Source organism: Salmonella sp. NW38 (assembly GCF_051807745.1).
Lineage (GTDB): Bacteria > Pseudomonadota > Gammaproteobacteria > Enterobacterales > Enterobacteriaceae > Salmonella > Salmonella enterica.
On sequence record NZ_JAMMTO010000001.1, the window covers coordinates 677,495 to 694,352 of the forward strand.

At 53.8% G+C, this 16,858-nt stretch carries 16 protein-coding genes and 1 other annotated feature; of the genes, 11 read left to right on the forward strand and 5 right to left on the reverse strand.

The window, feature by feature from the left end:
• Positions 1-289 precede the first annotated feature (289 nt).
• Complete coding sequence (gene topA / locus NA624_RS03485; RefSeq protein ID WP_000513595.1) at positions 290-2,887, reverse strand: type I DNA topoisomerase; 2,598 nt, start codon at positions 2,885-2,887, stop codon at positions 290-292.
• A 402-nt stretch (positions 2,888-3,289) separates the two neighbouring features.
• On the opposite strand from topA, the gene NA624_RS03490 reads away from it, so the two are divergent.
• The gene (locus NA624_RS03490) at positions 3,290-3,541 is read left to right on the forward strand and encodes a YciN family protein (RefSeq protein ID WP_000548616.1); all 252 of its coding nucleotides are present in this window, start codon (positions 3,290-3,292) and stop codon (positions 3,539-3,541) included.
• Positions 3,542-3,582: 41 nt separating this feature from the next.
• On the opposite strand, the gene sohB is transcribed toward NA624_RS03490, so the two are convergent.
• A complete protein-coding gene (gene sohB, locus NA624_RS03495) occupies positions 3,583-4,629 on the reverse strand; it encodes a protease SohB (RefSeq protein WP_000422082.1) in 1,047 nt (348 codons plus the stop codon).
• A gap of 237 nt (positions 4,630-4,866) precedes the next feature.
• On the opposite strand from sohB, the gene NA624_RS03500 reads away from it, so the two are divergent.
• Both NA624_RS03500 and cobO read left to right on the forward strand, forming a co-directional pair.
• On the forward strand, positions 4,867-5,628 hold the full coding sequence (locus tag NA624_RS03500) for a YciK family oxidoreductase (RefSeq protein ID WP_000559310.1): 762 nt from the start codon (positions 4,867-4,869) through the stop codon (positions 5,626-5,628).
• Positions 5,625-6,215, forward strand: coding sequence for a cob(I)yrinic acid a,c-diamide adenosyltransferase (cobO, locus tag NA624_RS03505; RefSeq protein ID WP_001278862.1), 591 nt, complete (start codon positions 5,625-5,627; stop codon positions 6,213-6,215). The genes NA624_RS03500 and cobO overlap by 4 nt, the downstream gene beginning before the upstream one ends.
• Positions 6,216-6,301: 86 nt before the next feature.
• On the opposite strand, the gene rluB is transcribed toward cobO, so the two are convergent.
• The 3 genes from rluB to rnm all read right to left on the reverse strand — a co-directional run bounded on the left by rluB (position 6,302) and on the right by rnm (position 8,787).
• Positions 6,302-7,177, reverse strand: coding sequence for a 23S rRNA pseudouridine(2605) synthase RluB (gene rluB / locus NA624_RS03510; RefSeq protein WP_001291233.1), 876 nt, complete (start codon positions 7,175-7,177; stop codon positions 6,302-6,304).
• Positions 7,178-7,277: 100 nt separating this feature from the next.
• The gene (locus NA624_RS03515) at positions 7,278-7,898 is read right to left on the reverse strand and encodes an L-threonylcarbamoyladenylate synthase (RefSeq protein WP_000077250.1); all 621 of its coding nucleotides are present in this window, start codon (positions 7,896-7,898) and stop codon (positions 7,278-7,280) included.
• A 7-nt stretch (positions 7,899-7,905) separates the two neighbouring features.
• Entirely contained in the window at positions 7,906-8,787 is an 882-nt protein-coding gene (gene rnm / locus NA624_RS03520) for an RNase RNM (protein ID WP_000500452.1), read from the reverse strand.
• Positions 8,788-8,908: 121 nt separating this feature from the next.
• Between rnm and trpL the strand changes: the two genes are divergently transcribed.
• The 8 genes from trpL to NA624_RS03560 all read left to right on the forward strand — a co-directional run bounded on the left by trpL (position 8,909) and on the right by NA624_RS03560 (position 16,830).
• Positions 8,909-8,953, forward strand: a complete 45-nt coding sequence (gene trpL / locus NA624_RS03525) for a trp operon leader peptide (RefSeq protein ID WP_010989026.1) — start codon at positions 8,909-8,911, stop codon at positions 8,951-8,953.
• Positions 8,930-9,025: a sequence feature (Trp leader region), on the forward strand. (Overlaps the previous gene by 24 nt.)
• Positions 9,026-9,047: 22 nt before the next feature.
• Positions 9,048-10,610, forward strand: a complete 1,563-nt coding sequence (trpE, locus tag NA624_RS03530; RefSeq protein ID WP_001194069.1) for an anthranilate synthase component I — start codon at positions 9,048-9,050, stop codon at positions 10,608-10,610.
• A complete protein-coding gene (gene trpD / locus NA624_RS03535) occupies positions 10,610-12,205 on the forward strand; it encodes a bifunctional anthranilate synthase glutamate amidotransferase component TrpG/anthranilate phosphoribosyltransferase TrpD (protein ID WP_000763497.1) in 1,596 nt (531 codons plus the stop codon). Before trpE ends, trpD begins: the two co-directional genes overlap by 1 nt.
• 3 nt (positions 12,206-12,208) lie before the next feature.
• Positions 12,209-13,567 (forward strand): bifunctional indole-3-glycerol-phosphate synthase TrpC/phosphoribosylanthranilate isomerase TrpF, encoded by a 1,359-nt coding sequence (trpCF, locus tag NA624_RS03540; RefSeq protein WP_001195293.1) that lies wholly within the window; start codon positions 12,209-12,211, stop codon positions 13,565-13,567.
• A gap of 9 nt (positions 13,568-13,576) precedes the next feature.
• Positions 13,577-14,770: a tryptophan synthase subunit beta gene (trpB, locus tag NA624_RS03545; protein WP_000209487.1), complete on the forward strand. Its 1,194-nt coding sequence runs from the start codon at positions 13,577-13,579 to the stop codon at positions 14,768-14,770.
• Positions 14,770-15,576, forward strand: coding sequence for a tryptophan synthase subunit alpha (gene trpA / locus NA624_RS03550; RefSeq protein ID WP_000443034.1), 807 nt, complete (start codon positions 14,770-14,772; stop codon positions 15,574-15,576). Before trpB ends, trpA begins: the two co-directional genes overlap by 1 nt.
• 478 nt (positions 15,577-16,054) lie before the next feature.
• Positions 16,055-16,237 (forward strand): general stress protein, encoded by a 183-nt coding sequence (locus NA624_RS03555; RefSeq protein WP_000807657.1) that lies wholly within the window; start codon positions 16,055-16,057, stop codon positions 16,235-16,237.
• A gap of 89 nt (positions 16,238-16,326) precedes the next feature.
• A complete protein-coding gene (locus NA624_RS03560; protein ID WP_001022826.1) occupies positions 16,327-16,830 on the forward strand; it encodes a YciE/YciF ferroxidase family protein in 504 nt (167 codons plus the stop codon).
• Positions 16,831-16,858: the final 28 nt, after the last annotated feature.

Here is a 16,858-nt window from a genome sequence, read left to right on the forward strand (position 1 = left end):
ATCTGAACTGTATAGCCAGCGCGATAAAATAATAAGGCCGCTATACCCAAAATAATTCGAGTGCTTAAAGGCGGCAAGAGAGTGAGTCCCCAGGAGCATAAGGTGACTGGGATGAGCGACAAATCTGCCGGGAGCAGATTTGAACGTCGCGTGCGACGGCCCGTCAGGACGAGGCCCATGGATGGGCCGAGTAATCCGTAGCCAACACATAAGCCACTTTAAATATGAAGGGTATATAAAAAAGGGCCGCTTACGCGGCCCGCTTGACTATAGTGACGACAGGCAGGGGTTATTTCTTGCCTTCAACCCACTTGCCGTCGACGAAGAACGCTGACCATCCCGTCGCCTTCCCGTCTTTTTCCGCCGCAACGTACTGCTGTTTTGTTTTGCGGCTAAAGCGAACAACGGTTTTATTGCCTTCCGGATCCTGCTGCGGCGCATCCGCCAGATAACGCAGTTTTTCCGGCAGGCGATCGCGGAACCGGTATAGCTCCTCGACTAATGGCGCGCGCGTTTCGCGTGATTTCGGGAACGTATTGGCCGCCAGGAATATCCCTGCGGCACCATCGCGCAGCACAAAGTACGCGTCCGATTTTTCACACGGCAGTTCCGGCAATGGAACAGGATCTTCCTTCGGCGGCGCAACTTCGCCGTTACGCAAGATCTTACGGGTATTTTTACATTCGTCGTTAGTACAGGCCATGTACTTACCAAAACGCCCCATTTTCAGGTGCATTTCGGAACCACATTTCTCACACTCAACGATCGGACCGTCATACCCTTTGATGCGGAACTCGCCTTCTTCAATCTCGTAGCCGTCACAGGTTGGGTTATTACCACACACATGCAATTTACGCTTCGGATCGATCAGATAGCTGTCCATCGCCGTACCACACTTCTGACAGCGACGCTTGGCGCGCAGGGCGTTGGTTTCGGCGTCGTCGCCTTCCAGCACGTTCAGAACTTCATTTTCCGGCACCAGGTTAATGGTCGTTTTACAACGCTCTTTCGGCGAAAGCGCATAACCTGAACATCCAAGGAAAACCCCCGTACTGGCAGTACGAATTCCCATTTTACGGCCACAGGTTGGACAGTCGATGCTGGTCAGCACCATCTGGTTAGGACGCATCCCCCCTTCTTCCGGATCTTTCTCGGCTTTATCGAGCTGCTGAGTAAAATCGCTGAAGAAGTTATCCAGCACCGCTTTCCACTCGGCCTGGTGATTTGCAACCTGATCCAGACTATCTTCCATCTGCGCGGTAAAATCGTAGTTCATCAATTCGCGGAAGTTTTCTTCCAGCCGATCGGTGACGATTTCACCCATTTTTTCCGCATAGAAGCGACGGTTTTCAACGCGAACATAGCCGCGATCCTGAATGGTCGAGATAATCGACGCATAGGTAGACGGACGACCAATACCGCGCTTCTCAAGCTCTTTAACCAGAGAAGCCTCGCTAAACCGGGCTGGCGGTTTAGTAAAGTGCTGAGCAGGCGTCAATTCAACTAGCGTCAGCGCATCGCCCTTATTCACGGCAGGCAATGTGCGATCTTCATCGCCTTTACGCAGCGCCGGCATCACTTTTGTCCAGCCGTCAAAGCGCAAAATACGCCCACGCGCTTTCAGACGGAATTCGCCAGCGCCAACGGTAAGCGTAGTGGAGTCATATTGTGCTGGCGTCATCTGACAGGCGACAAACTGACGCCAAATTAGCTGATACAACTTCTGCGCGTCAGCCTCCATGTCTTTCAGCGACTCCGCCATGACAGCAACGTCGGAAGGACGGATCGCTTCGTGCGCTTCCTGAGAGTTTTCTTTGCTGGCGTACTGGTTCGGGTTATCCGGCAGGTATTTCTTGCCGAAATTATCGCCAATATAGCCGCGCACCATGTTGACCGCATCCTGACTCAGGTTGGTGGAGTCGGTACGCATATAGGTGATGTAGCCCGCCTCATACAGACGCTGCGCCATCATCATGGTTTTCTTCACGCCAAAGCCCAGCCGGGTGCTGGCCGCCTGTTGTAGCGTGGAGGTGATAAACGGCGCGCCAGGTTTGCTGCTGGTCGGTTTGTCTTCACGCTCCAGTACGCTATAGCGCGCTTTTTCCAACAAGCTGACGGCGGCAAGCGTCTGCTCGCGATTTACCGGCCGGAATGGCTTGTCGTTCTGATGCGTGACCTGTAGCGGTAGCGCCTCGCCAGACGGCGTCGTCGTATTAGCGTCAATTTCCCAGAACTCTTCCGGAACAAACGCTTTAATCTCGCGCTCGCGCTCAACGACCAGACGGACCGCGACAGACTGAACGCGACCTGCCGACAAACCACGGGCGATCTTTTTCCACAGCAGCGGCGAGACCATATAGCCTACCACGCGATCCATAAAGCGGCGCGCTTGCTGGGCGTTGACCCTGTTAATATTCAGCTCGCCCGGCTGTTCAAACGCCTGGCGAATGGCATTTTTGGTTATTTCGTTAAAGACTACGCGACTGTAGCGCGCGTCATCGCCGCCGATCACTTCCCGCAGGTGCCATGCAATGGCTTCCCCTTCGCGGTCAAGGTCGGTTGCGAGATAGATGTGGTCGGCTTTTTCCGCCAACTGTTTCAGTTCAGAGACGACCTTCTCTTTACCGGGCAGCACTTCATAGTGCGCATCCCAGTTGTGCCACGGATCAACCCCCATACGGTTGACGAGAGCGCCACGTTCATCCTTTTTGGGCTTTTTAGCCGTTTTGGTGGAGGTAGAGTCGGCGCTCTTTTTAGCTGCTGAGCCACTGGTCGGCAAATCACGGATATGACCCACGCTGGATTTCACCACGTAGTCATTACCCAGATACTTGTTGATCGTTTTGGCTTTTGCCGGGGACTCAACGATGACAAGAGCTTTACCCATATTCACCTTTACCTAAGTTGATTCTTCCAGGAATGCGTCGCATGTTGATTCACCTTCCACTGGCGACGAGACAACGATATATGGTCTCTGCGTCTGCGGATATCAACCCCTTGTACTGGCTTTGTGTACGAAATGTAACCCTCAGGTGACTGAGTTAACAGGCTTTTTTGCACACACGCGCTATAGCACGACGGAATTTTGGTCGAATGTCAAGCAATTCTGTTGCCAGATTGACGAAAGCGTCACACTGTACCTGATAAAATTCGATACGCAACTTTATTAGCATGCAAAAACAAATCTTGCCAGTGAACGCAACATGACAAATCCATCAATTTCCTGTGAGAATATTTGCCCATCAGAAGTGCTCAGCGTAGACTAATCTCCTTGTTTAAGGAGTAAAAAATGCATAAAGAGACGCAACCTATCGATCGCGAAACACTGTTGCTTGAAGCCAACAAAATTATTCGGGAACATGAAGACACGATGGCAGGTATTGTCGCCACCGGCGTAACGCAGAGAAATGGCGTGCTGGTTTTCAGCGGCGATTACTTTTTAGACGAGCAAGGGTTACCGACCCCTAAAAGCACCGCGGTGTTTAACATGTTTAAACACCTGGCGCATGTGCTGTCTGAGAAGTATCACCTGGTTGATTAATCCATGCCGGATGGCACTGAATGCCATCCGGCAATAGCGGTTTACATCAACGGCTTTTGTCCACGCTGCCACCAGCGCAGCAGCAGCCGATCCGCGCTTTCCGCCGCGCTGCCGGTAACACGATCGATCAGTTTTTTACGCTGCATATAGCGCACATTCAGCACCTCGCGCCCTTCCATCAGGCCGAGAATAACCTCATCGCTGGTGTTAATCTCATCAACCAGCCCCTTCTCCAGCGCCTGCTGACCGTACCAGTGTTCGCCCGTGGCGACCTGTTCAATGTCCAGAGCCGGACGCATCCGTTGCACAAACTCTTTGAACAGATGGTGGGTTTCGTTGAGATCTTCACGAAACTTCTGCCGCCCTTCTTCCGTATTCTCGCCTAACAATGTCAGGGTACGTTTGTACTGCCCTGCGGTATGCAGTTCAATATCAATGTCTTTACTTTTGAGAAAGCGGTTAAAGTTCGGAATTTGCGCGACAACACCAATTGACCCCACAATAGCGAACGGCGCCGCAATAATTTTTTCCGCCACGCAGGCCATCATGTAGCCTCCGCTTGCCGCGACTTTATCCACCGTCACGGTCAGCGGAATATTTTTATCGCGCAGGCGCTGCAATTGCGATGCCGCCAGGCCATAGCCATGCACAACGCCGCCGGGGCTTTCCAGACGCACAACCGCCCGATCGCCGGGTTTCGCCACTGCCAGCACCGCCGTGACCTCTTCGCGTAACGCATTAACTTCGTGAGCGTCCATACTGCCTTTGAAATCTATCACCCATACGCGCGGTTTGTCCGATGTCGCAATGTCCCCCAGCTTCGCTTTCGCTTTGGCGGCTTTCGCCTCCTGCTTATGCTTTTTTTTCTGCGCTTTATGCCACAGTTTTTGCTGATGGCCATCCATCAACGCCGCAGCAAGGTCATCCTTCATCTCCTGATACTGCTCGCTCAAATTGGTCACGCGCAGCTCGCCGCGCTGACGTTTGCGTTGCGTAGCATTCACGATCAGCAACACAATGACGGCAATGGCCACCACAACGGTGACGATTTTTGCCAAAAATAAGCCATATTCAGACAACAATTCCACGACTCCCACCTTGATTAAATAACGCGACTTGCGCTCAGTGTACAACAGGCATCGAAGCCAGTCTCTCTTCATCCGTATGCCTGTTGAGGAAGAAAAAGTATGACAAGACGTTCATTTTACGGCGTTATCGCCCCTGTCTGATTGAAAAAAAAGGCGCTTTCAGGCATAAACCCGAAAAGTTAACGCGAAGATAAGACAACCTGGCAGGACGGTGTACCACGCCGTTGAGGAGTAGCCATGCATTACCAACCGAAACAAGATCTATTGCAAAACCGCATTATTCTGGTCACTGGCGCCAGCGATGGCATTGGGCGGGAAGCCGCGCTCACGTATGCGCGTTACGGCGCAACGGTGATTCTGCTGGGACGTAACGAAGAGAAACTGCGTCGGGTCGCGCAGCACATTGCTGACGAGCAACATGTTCAACCACAGTGGTTTACGCTCGATCTGCTGACCTGCACCGCTGAAGAGTGCCGGCAAGTGGCCGACCGCATCGCCGCGCACTATCCCCGCCTGGATGGCGTCCTGCACAATGCCGGGCTACTGGGGGAAATCGGTCCAATGAGCGAACAAGATCCGCAGATCTGGCAGGATGTCATGCAGGTAAACGTTAACGCCACCTTTATGCTCACCCAGGCGCTGTTACCGTTATTGCTGAAGTCCGATGCCGGCTCGCTGGTCTTTACGTCATCAAGCGTTGGCCGTCAGGGACGCGCCAACTGGGGCGCCTATGCCACCTCGAAGTTTGCTACTGAAGGAATGATGCAGGTGCTGGCGGACGAATACCAGAACCGTTCTCTGCGTGTTAACTGCATTAACCCGGGCGGCACGCGCACCAGTATGCGCGCCAGCGCCTTTCCGACGGAAGATCCACAGAAATTAAAAACGCCTGCCGATATTATGCCGCTTTACCTGTGGCTTATGGGCGACGACAGTCGCCGTAAAACCGGTATGACCTTTGACGCCCAACCGGGCCGTAAACCAGGAATCGCCCAATGAGTGATGAACGTTATCAGCAGCGCCAGCAGAAGGTAAAAGATCGGGTTGACGCCCGTGTCGCCCAGGCACAGGAAGAGCGCGGTATTATTATCGTGTTTACTGGCAATGGTAAGGGCAAAACCACGGCGGCTTTCGGGACTGCCGCCCGCGCCGTAGGACACGGTAAAAACGTAGGTGTGGTGCAATTTATTAAGGGCACCTGGCCCAACGGCGAGCGTAATCTGCTGGAACCGCATGGCGTCGAATTTCAGGTGATGGCAACGGGATTTACCTGGGAGACGCAAAATCGCGAGGCAGACACTGCAGCATGTATGGCCGTTTGGCAGCATGGTAAACGGATGCTGGCCGATCCGCGGCTTGATATGGTGGTACTGGATGAGCTGACCTATATGGTGGCGTATGACTATTTGCCGCTGGAAGAGGTCATAAGCGCGCTAAACGCGCGCCCTGGTCACCAGACGGTGATTATTACAGGTCGCGGCTGTCACCGGGATATTCTTGATCTTGCGGATACCGTCAGCGAACTGCGTCCGGTTAAACATGCTTTCGACGCGGGCGTAAAAGCCCAGATGGGAATTGATTATTAACCGTAGGCCGGATTAAGGCGTTTGCGCCGCCATCCGGCACAAACCCTCTTGTCTGATGATTCTCAGCCTATAGACCGCGGTAGAGATTACCCGTTGTTATTACGCCCACCGGAGCGGCGTCCGCCAGCTATCTGGCTGTGGCGTTTTACCGCCCGACGGATCTGGTTCGCTTTCATACGACGACGGTCTTTTTCGACGGCAACCTTCGACGAGGTTTCCGGCGGGAGCTCTACCAGACCACGCAGATAGTTCGTTTGCGCGAGGTCGAGCTCAGTCCAGCCGCCGCGCGGCAGGCCTTTCGGCAGCGGGATATCGCCGTAACGAACGCGGATCAAACGGCTGACCTGAACGCCTACCGCTTCCCACAGTCGGCGAACTTCGCGGTTGCGTCCTTCCGTCAGCGTCACGTTATACCACTGGTTAATGCCTTCGCCGCCGCTGAATTTAATGGTCTTAAATGCCGCCGGACCATCTTCCAACTGTACGCCACGGCTTAAATCACGCAGTTTCGATTCATCCACCTGACCGAACACGCGCACGGCATATTCACGTTCAACTTCACGACTAGGGTGCATCAGGCGGTTCGCCAGTTCACCGTCGGTGGTAAATAACAATAGCCCGCAGGTGTTGACATCCAGACGTCCTACCGCAATCCACCGCGCGCCGCGCAGTTTCGGTAAGCGATCAAAAACGGTTGGCCGCCCTTCAGGGTCATTGCGGGTACACAGTTCACCTTCTGGTTTGTAATAGGCCAGAACGCGGCAAATTTGTTCCGCCGACTCTTTCACCGAAATCAGGTGACCGTCGATACGGATTTTCAAACCGGGAGTGACTTCAACACGATCGCCAAGCGTGGCGATTTTACCGTCAACGCTGACACGTCCCGCTTCAATAATGGATTCGATTTCACGGCGAGAGCCGTGGCCAGCGCGCGCCAGCACTTTTTGTAACTTTTCGCTCATAGAGCTTCCTTCAGGTGTCGCCTTCACAGGCGTCGAACAGGAGAATGAACGGCGCGTTGCCGCGCCATTTTAAGGCCGCGTAGTATACAGACTTACGCCCTTATAAGAAAGGTGTAACGTCGCCGACGCCTTCGCGCAGCACCACCGGGGAGTCATTGGTCAAATCGATTACCGTGGTAGGCTGTTGACCGAGGTAACCGCCGTGGATGATCAGATCCACCTGCTTCTCCAGCCGATCTTTAATCTCCTCCGGGTCCGACTCGGTAAAATCGCTGCCAGGCAGCATCAACGACGTCGAGAGCATTGGTTCGCCCAGCGTATCCAACAACGCCAGCGCAATCGGGTTTGACGGTACGCGCAGGCCGATAGTTTTACGCTTTTCCTGCAACAGACGGCGCGGCACCTCTTTTGTCCCCTTCAGGATAAAGGTGTAGTTACCCGGCGTATTGTTTTTCATCAGACGAAACGCCACGTTGTCGACGTAGGAGTAGGTCGACAACTCGGACAAATCGCGGCACATCAGCGTGAAGTTGTGGCCGTCCGGCAGATGACGAATGCGGCAAATGCGCTCCATTGCGCCTTTGTCTTCAATTTTACAACCCAGGGCATAGCCGGAATCGGTTGGATAAACAATAACACCGCCTTTACGCACAATGTCGACGGCCTGATTAATCAGCCGTTGCTGTGGGTTATCCGGATGGATATAAAAAAACTGGCTCATACTTCCCTCACTGTGATATTTGCGGCTGTTCCCATGTCTGCCATACGCCTTCAACGCCAGCGGGCAGCCAGAGTTTACGCCCCAACTCAATCCACGGGCAGGGCTGATGGAAATCAGATCCAAGCGATGCCCATAAATGATGCTGACGCGCAAGCGTCGCCAGTTGGGTGCGTTCATTGGGCGATTGTTGGCACTGCGCCACTTCCATCGCGTCGCCGTGATGGTCGGCAAAATGCGCCACTAATCTTTTCAGCCACTTAGCGCTAAGGTCGTAGCGTCCCGGATGGGCCAACACCGCCTTACCGCCAGAATGATGAATGACATCAATAGCTTGTTCTATTGTACACCACTGCGGCGGAACGTAACCGGTTTTCCCACGCGCGAGATATTTTTTAAAAACCTCCGCCATGGTCGCGGCTTTGCCGCACTCCACCAGAAAGCGGGCGAAGTGGCCGCGCGTCACCGCGCCGCCATTGGCCAGTCTCAATGCCCCTTCCCACGCGCCGGGAATATGGGCTTTTTCCAGACGCTCCGCAATGAGCCGACCGCGTGCCTGACGCCGCTGTGTCTGCTGCGCCAGAAAATCGCGCATTGCCGGGTGCGCAATATCAATATTCAGACCCACAATGTGAATCTCATGATTCTCCCAGACCGTTGAAATCTCCACGCCGGGAATAAGATTCAGGGCCAGCCCGGAACGTGAAATTTCTTCTCTTGCCGCAGGAATCGCGGCTGTGGTGTCATGATCGGTAATCGCCAGCGTGCCGACTCGCATCTCTACCGCACGGTGTACTAATGTTTCTGGCGTCAACAGTCCATCGGACGCCGTGGTATGACTGTGCAGATCGTAAATCACTGCGTAATTCGTGTCGCTCAAGGCGGCTCCCATAGAGATAAAGGTATGTCATGTACATCATAACGGTTCCGGCAAATATACTGAAATAGGTGTTGACATTATCCCATCGAACTAGTTAACTAGTACAAAAGTTCACATGAAGAGGGTATCTAAAATGGCAGCGACATTTGCATTACACGGTTGGTGGCGCACTTCCTGATAGCGGGCGGTGTATGAACAGCTGTAATCAGCCAAACGATACCCGGCCCGCCTGTTAAGCGGGCTTTTTTTTGAACAAAATAATGAGAATAACCATGCAAACACTAAAACCCACGCTCGAACTGTTGACCTGCGATGCCGCCTACCGGGAAAACCCAACGGCGCTTTTTCACCAGGTCTGCGGCGATCGCCCGGCCACGCTGCTGCTGGAGTCCGCAGATATCGACAGTAAAGACGATTTAAAAAGCCTGCTGCTGGTAGATAGTGCGCTGCGCATTACCGCTCTAGGTGACACTGTCACTATTCAGGCGTTATCTGATAATGGCGCCTCGTTATTACCGCTACTGGATACCGCCCTCCCCGCTGGCGTGGAGAACGAAGTCCTGCCTGCCGGTCGCATTCTACGCTTTCCGCCCGTCAGCCCATTATTAGATGAAGACGCCCGTTTATGCTCTCTGTCGGTATTTGATGCGTTCCGCCTGTTACAGGGAGTGGTGAACATACCGACGCAAGAGCGGGAGGCTATGTTTTTCGGCGGTCTGTTTGCCTACGACCTGGTCGCTGGCTTTGAAGCGCTGCCACACCTTGAGGCTGGCAATAACTGCCCGGACTACTGCTTTTATTTAGCGGAAACGCTGATGGTGATAGACCATCAGAAAAAAAGCACCCGTATTCAGGCCAGTCTGTTCACCGCCAGCGACCGGGAAAAACAGCGCCTGAACGCCCGCCTGGCGTACCTTAGCCAACAGTTAACCCAGCCTGCGCCGCCGTTGCCAGTGACGCCGGTGCCGGACATGCGCTGCGAATGTAATCAGAGCGATGACGCGTTCGGCGCGGTGGTACGCCAGTTGCAAAAAGCCATCCGCGCGGGGGAGATATTTCAGGTGGTGCCGTCGCGCCGCTTTTCATTGCCCTGCCCGTCGCCGTTGGCTGCCTACTACGTGCTGAAAAAGAGCAACCCCAGCCCGTATATGTTCTTTATGCAGGATGATGATTTCACGCTTTTCGGCGCGTCGCCGGAAAGCTCGCTGAAATATGACGCCACCAGCCGTCAGATTGAAATTTACCCCATCGCGGGTACCCGTCCACGCGGTCGCCGCGCCGATGGTACGCTGGACAGAGATCTCGACAGCCGTATTGAGCTGGACATGCGTACCGACCATAAAGAGCTTTCCGAACATCTGATGCTGGTCGATCTGGCGCGCAATGACCTGGCGCGCATCTGTACGCCGGGCAGTCGCTACGTTGCCGATCTGACAAAAGTTGACCGCTATTCGTACGTGATGCATCTGGTTTCCCGGGTGGTGGGCGAACTGCGTCACGATCTCGACGCGCTGCACGCCTATCGCGCCTGCATGAACATGGGCACCCTGAGCGGCGCGCCGAAAGTACGCGCCATGCAGTTGATTGCCGATGCGGAAGGACAGCGCCGCGGCAGCTATGGCGGCGCTGTCGGTTACTTCACCGCCCACGGCGATCTGGACACCTGTATTGTTATCCGCTCCGCGCTGGTGGAGAACGGTATCGCCACCGTACAGGCGGGCGCCGGAATCGTGCTGGACTCTGTTCCGCAGTCTGAAGCCGATGAAACCCGTAATAAAGCGCGCGCCGTATTGCGTGCTATCGCCACCGCGCATCATGCACAGGAGACCTTCTGATGGCTGATATTCTGCTGCTCGATAACATCGACTCGTTTACATGGAACCTGGCAGATCAGCTACGGACCAACGGTCATAACGTGGTGATTTACCGTAACCATATTCCGGCACAGACGCTTATCGATCGCCTGGCGACAATGAAAAATCCGGTGCTAATGCTCTCCCCCGGTCCGGGCGTTCCCAGCGAGGCAGGCTGTATGCCGGAGCTGCTGACCCGACTACGCGGCAAGTTACCGATCGTCGGCATTTGTCTGGGGCATCAGGCGATTGTCGAAGCTTACGGCGGTTATGTCGGTCAGGCGGGAGAAATCCTGCATGGCAAAGCCTCCAGCATTGAGCATGACGGTCAGGCGATGTTCGCCGGGCTGGCGAATCCGCTACCGGTCGCGCGTTATCATTCGCTGGTCGGCAGTAATGTTCCTGCCGGGCTGACCATTAACGCCCATTTCAACGGCATGGTGATGGCGGTACGTCATGATGCGGATCGCGTTTGCGGTTTTCAATTTCATCCTGAGTCCATCCTGACGACACAGGGCGCGCGTCTGCTGGAGCAAACATTAGCCTGGGCGCAGCAAAAGCTGGAACCGACCAACACCCTACAGCCGATTCTGGAGAAACTCTATCAGGCGCAAACTCTGACGCAACAAGAGAGCCATCAGTTGTTTTCGGCGGTCGTCCGCGGCGAACTTAAGCCTGAACAGCTCGCTGCTGCGCTGGTGAGCATGAAAATTCGCGGCGAGCATCCCAATGAAATTGCCGGCGCCGCCACTGCGTTGCTGGAAAATGCCGCCCCGTTCCCGCGCCCGGAGTATCTGTTTGCGGATATCGTTGGTACCGGCGGCGATGGCAGTAACAGTATCAATATCTCTACCGCCAGCGCCTTTGTCGCGGCGGCCTGTGGACTGAAAGTGGCGAAACACGGCAACCGCAGCGTGTCCAGCAAATCGGGGTCATCCGATCTGCTGGCGGCATTCGGTATTAATCTGGATATGAACGCCGATAAATCACGTCAGGCGTTAGATGAACTGGGCGTCTGTTTCCTGTTCGCGCCGAAATATCACACCGGATTCCGTCACGCGATGCCGGTTCGCCAACAGTTAAAAACGCGAACCCTGTTCAACGTACTCGGCCCGCTGATCAACCCGGCGCATCCGCCGCTGGCATTGATTGGCGTCTATAGTCCGGAACTGGTGCTGCCGATTGCGGAAACCTTAAGGGTACTGGGCTATCAGCGCGCGGCGGTAGTACATAGCGGCGGCATGGATGAGGTTTCGCTCCATGCGCCGACGATTGTCGCGGAGCTGCATGACGGCGAAATTAAAAGCTATCAACTTACGGCGGAGGATTTTGGCCTGACGCCTTACCATCAGGATCAGTTGGCTGGCGGCACGCCGGAAGAAAACCGTGACATTCTGACGCGGTTATTACAAGGTAAAGGCGATGCCGCGCATGAGGCCGCCGTCGCCGCCAATGTGGCGATGCTGATGCGTCTGCATGGTCAGGAAGATCTCAAAGCCAACGCGCAAGCCGTGCTTGATGTTCTGCGCAACGGCACCGCATATGACAGAGTCACCGCACTGGCGGCAAGAGGGTAAATAATGCAAACCGTTTTAGCGAAAATCGTCGCAGACAAGGCGATTTGGGTAGAAGCCCGCAAACAGCAACAGCCGCTGGCCAGTTTTCAAAATGAGATCCAGCCAAGTACACGCCATTTTTATGATGCGCTCCAGGGCGCGCGTACCGCCTTTATTCTGGAGTGTAAGAAAGCATCGCCATCAAAAGGCGTGATTCGCGATGATTTCGATCCGGCGCGTATTGCCAGTATTTATCAACATTACGCCTCGGCAATCTCGGTGCTCACCGACGAAAAATATTTTCAGGGGAGCTTCGATTTTCTGCCGGTCGTTAGCCAAAGCGCGCCGCAGCCGATTCTGTGTAAGGATTTTATTATCGATCCCTATCAGATCTACCTTGCCCGTTACTATCAGGCCGATGCCTGTTTACTGATGCTCTCGGTTCTGGATGACGAACAGTATCGCCAACTCTCCGCCGTCGCGCACAGTCTGAAAATGGGCGTGCTCACGGAGGTCAGTAATGACGAAGAACGGGAGCGCGCGATAGCGTTAGGCGCAAAAGTGGTAGGTATCAACAATCGCGATCTGCGCGATCTGTCGATTGATTTGAATCGCACCCGCCAGCTGGCGCCAAAACTGGGCCACGGCGTGACTGTCATCAGCGAGTCCGGGATTAACACCTATGGTCAGGTACGCGAACTGAGCCACTTCGCCAACGGTTTTTTAATTGGCTCCGCGTTAATGGCGCATGACGATCTTAACGCCGCCGTCCGTCGCGTGCTGCTTGGCGAGAATAAAGTCTGCGGCCTGACCCGCGCCCAGGACGCTAAAGCTGCCTGTGACGCTGGCGCAATATATGGCGGGTTGATTTTTGTACCCTCATCTCCGCGCGCGGTGAGCGTTGAGCAGGCGCGAGAAGTGATAAGCGCCGCGCCATTGCAGTATGTCGGCGTTTTCCAGGACGCTGATATCGCCGATGTTTGCCAGAAAGCTGCCGTCCTGCCGCTTTCTGCCGTACAGCTACATGGCAGCGAAGACCAGGCGTATGTCAACGCGCTGCGCGAGGCGTTGCCCAAACAGGTGCAAATCTGGAAGGCGCTGAGCGTTAGCGATGCCCTTCCCGCACGCGATTACCACCATGTCGATAAATACATTTTCGACAATGGGCAAGGCGGCAGCGGGCAGCGCTTCGACTGGTCACTGCTACAGGGGCAACCGCTGGATAATGTGTTACTGGCGGGCGGGCTGGCGGCCGATAACTGCGTCCAGGCGGCGCAAGTCGGCTGTGCCGGTCTCGATTTTAATTCAGGTGTGGAGTCACAGCCGGGCATCAAAGATGCTCGTCTTCTGGCCTCGGTTTTTCAGACACTGCGCGCATATTAAGGAAAAAACATGACAACACTTCTCAACCCCTACTTTGGTGAATTCGGCGGCATGTATGTGCCGCAGATCCTGATGCCTGCGCTGAACCAGCTTGAAGAGGCCTTCGTCAGCGCGCAAAAAGATCCTGAATTTCAGGCGCAATTCGCCGATCTGCTAAAAAACTACGCGGGACGCCCCACTGCGCTGACGAAATGCCAGAACATTACCGCCGGTACGCGTACCACGTTGTATTTAAAGCGCGAAGATTTACTGCACGGCGGCGCGCACAAAACCAATCAGGTACTGGGTCAGGCGCTGCTGGCCAAACGGATGGGGAAAAGCGAGATTATCGCTGAAACCGGCGCCGGTCAGCACGGCGTCGCCTCTGCGCTCGCCAGCGCCCTGCTGGGTCTGAAATGCCGTATCTATATGGGCGCCAAAGACGTTGAGCGCCAGTCGCCGAACGTCTTCCGTATGCGTCTGATGGGCGCTGAGGTCATCCCGGTTCATAGCGGCTCCGCTACGCTAAAAGATGCCTGTAACGAGGCGCTGCGCGACTGGTCCGGTAGTTACGAAACCGCGCACTATATGCTCGGCACGGCGGCAGGACCGCATCCCTATCCCACCATCGTTCGCGAGTTCCAACGCATGATTGGCGAAGAGACGAAAGCGCAAATCCTCGGCAAAGAGGGCCGTCTGCCAGATGCCGTTATCGCTTGCGTCGGTGGCGGCTCAAACGCTATCGGGATGTTTGCGGATTTTATTAATGATACCAGCGTCGGGCTAATAGGCGTTGAACCTGGCGGTCACGGTATTGAAACCGGCGAGCATGGCGCGCCGCTTAAACATGGTCGCGTTGGCATCTATTTCGGGATGAAAGCGCCGATGATGCAAACAGCGGACGGGCAAATTGAAGAGTCCTATTCCATTTCCGCCGGGCTCGATTTCCCGTCCGTTGGGCCGCAACATGCGTACCTGAACAGCATCGGACGCGCGGATTATGTCTCCATTACCGATGATGAGGCGCTGGAAGCCTTCAAAACGTTGTGCCGCCATGAGGGAATTATCCCGGCGCTGGAATCCTCCCACGCGTTGGCGCACGCTCTGAAAATGATGCGCGAGCAGCCGGAAAAAGAGCAACTGCTGGTGGTTAATCTCTCTGGCCGCGGAGATAAAGACATCTTTACCGTACACGATATCCTGAAAGCGCGAGGGGAAATCTGATGGAACGCTACGAAAATTTATTTGCACAGCTCAACGATCGCCGGGAAGGCGCTTTTGTCCCCTTCGTGACCCTGGGCGACCCTGGCATTGAACAGTCACTGAAAATTATCGACACACTGATTGACGCTGGCGCCGACGCTCTGGAACTGGGGGTTCCCTTCTCCGATCCGCTGGCCGATGGCCCTACTATCCAGAATGCGAACTTACGCGCCTTCGCCGCTGGCGTCACGCCGGCTCAGTGTTTTGAAATGCTGGCGCTGATTCGTGAAAAACACCCGACCATTCCGATTGGCCTGCTAATGTACGCGAATCTGGTGTTCAATAACGGCATAGATGCGTTCTATGCCCGTTGTGAACAGGTTGGCGTAGATTCCGTGCTGGTCGCAGATGTCCCGGTTGAAGAATCGGCCCCCTTCCGCCAGGCGGCGTTACGGCATAATATCGCGCCGATCTTCATCTGCCCGCCAAATGCGGATAACGATCTTCTGCGCCAGGTCGCATCTTACGGCCGCGGTTACACCTACCTGCTTTCGCGTTCGGGCGTCACCGGCGCGGAAAACCGTGGCGCATTGCCGTTGCATCATCTCATTGAGAAGCTTAAAGAGTACCACGCCGCGCCTGCGTTACAGGGCTTCGGTATCTCCTCGCCGGAACAGGTGTCTGCGGCCGTGCGTGCCGGGGCGGCTGGCGCTATCTCCGGCTCAGCCATTGTCAACATTATCGAGAAAAACCACACGTCTCCCGAACAGATGTTGGCGGAGCTCAGGTCCTTTGTCTCAGCGATGAAAGCCGCCAGCCGCGCATAACGGGTTAAGCCGTCAGCATAACGCTGGCGGCTTAATGAGAGGTTGCGCCGAACCAGAATCACGATTCAGGCGTACATCATCAATCTTTTTGGTGTTATTCCCTGTCCAGCTTTCAAAAAGTCTGAAGTCAATTTTTGTTAAGAAAACTCCTAATCACGCCGAAAAATTTAGCGTTTTCACGTCAATTTCCCCCACCTTTATGTAAAGAAATGTCAACAAGCAATGCATTAACGTTTCTATTGCCGCAGATAGTGACACTTGTTATTAATAACAATGCAAAGCATTTTCTGTTAAATCGCTTATTCTAAAAGAAAATATAGAATATATTATCTCTAAACCATTTTTTGTGTGTTATTTACGCGGTAAATCACAACTATTTCCGTCAATTTGACTAATCGGTTTAACCAACTAATTTTAATAGGGTGTCGACACGGTTAAAACCGATTTTTTCAGCAAGCAACGAGACAGGAGAAATAATATGGCCGAACATCGTGGTGGTTCAGGAAATTTCGCCGAGAATCGTGAAAAAGCATCTGAAGCGGGCCGCAAAGGCGGTCAGCATAGCGGCGGGAATTTCAAAAACGATCCGCAACGAGCTTCTGAAGCCGGTAAAAAAGGTGGTCAGAATAGTCACGGCGGACGTAAATCCGATAATTCCTGATTTACTGTAATGTAAATATAACACATGCTTTTATCAAGCAATCTGCGAGTCTTCTGGCTCGCAGTATTTTGCCCAGGAGAATTAGATTTATGAATATTAAAACCGTTGAAGACCTTTTTATCCATCTACTTTCAGATACCTATAGTGCAGAAAAACAATTAACCAAGGCTCTTTCTAAACTAGCCAGAGCCACGTCCAATGAAAAATTAAGCCAGGCCTTTCAATCTCATCTTGAAGAAACCCAGGGTCAGATTGAACGTATTGATCAGATCGTCGAATCTGAATCTGGCATTAAACTGAAAAGAATGAAATGCGTCGCTATGGAAGGGCTGATTGAAGAAGCCAATGAAGTCATCGAAAGTACGGAGAAAAACGAAGTACGCGATGCAGCGCTTATCGCCGCGGCGCAAAAAGTCGAGCATTACGAAATCGCCAGCTACGGCACGCTTGCCACCCTGGCCGAGCAGCTCGGCTATAGCAAAGCATTAAAACTGCTCAAAGAAACCCTCGACGAGGAAAAACAAACTGATTTAAAACTTACCGATTTAGCAGTCAGCAATGTTAATAAAAGTGCTGAACGCAAATCGAAATAATATTTTTAATTATCAGCTTGCATGATTC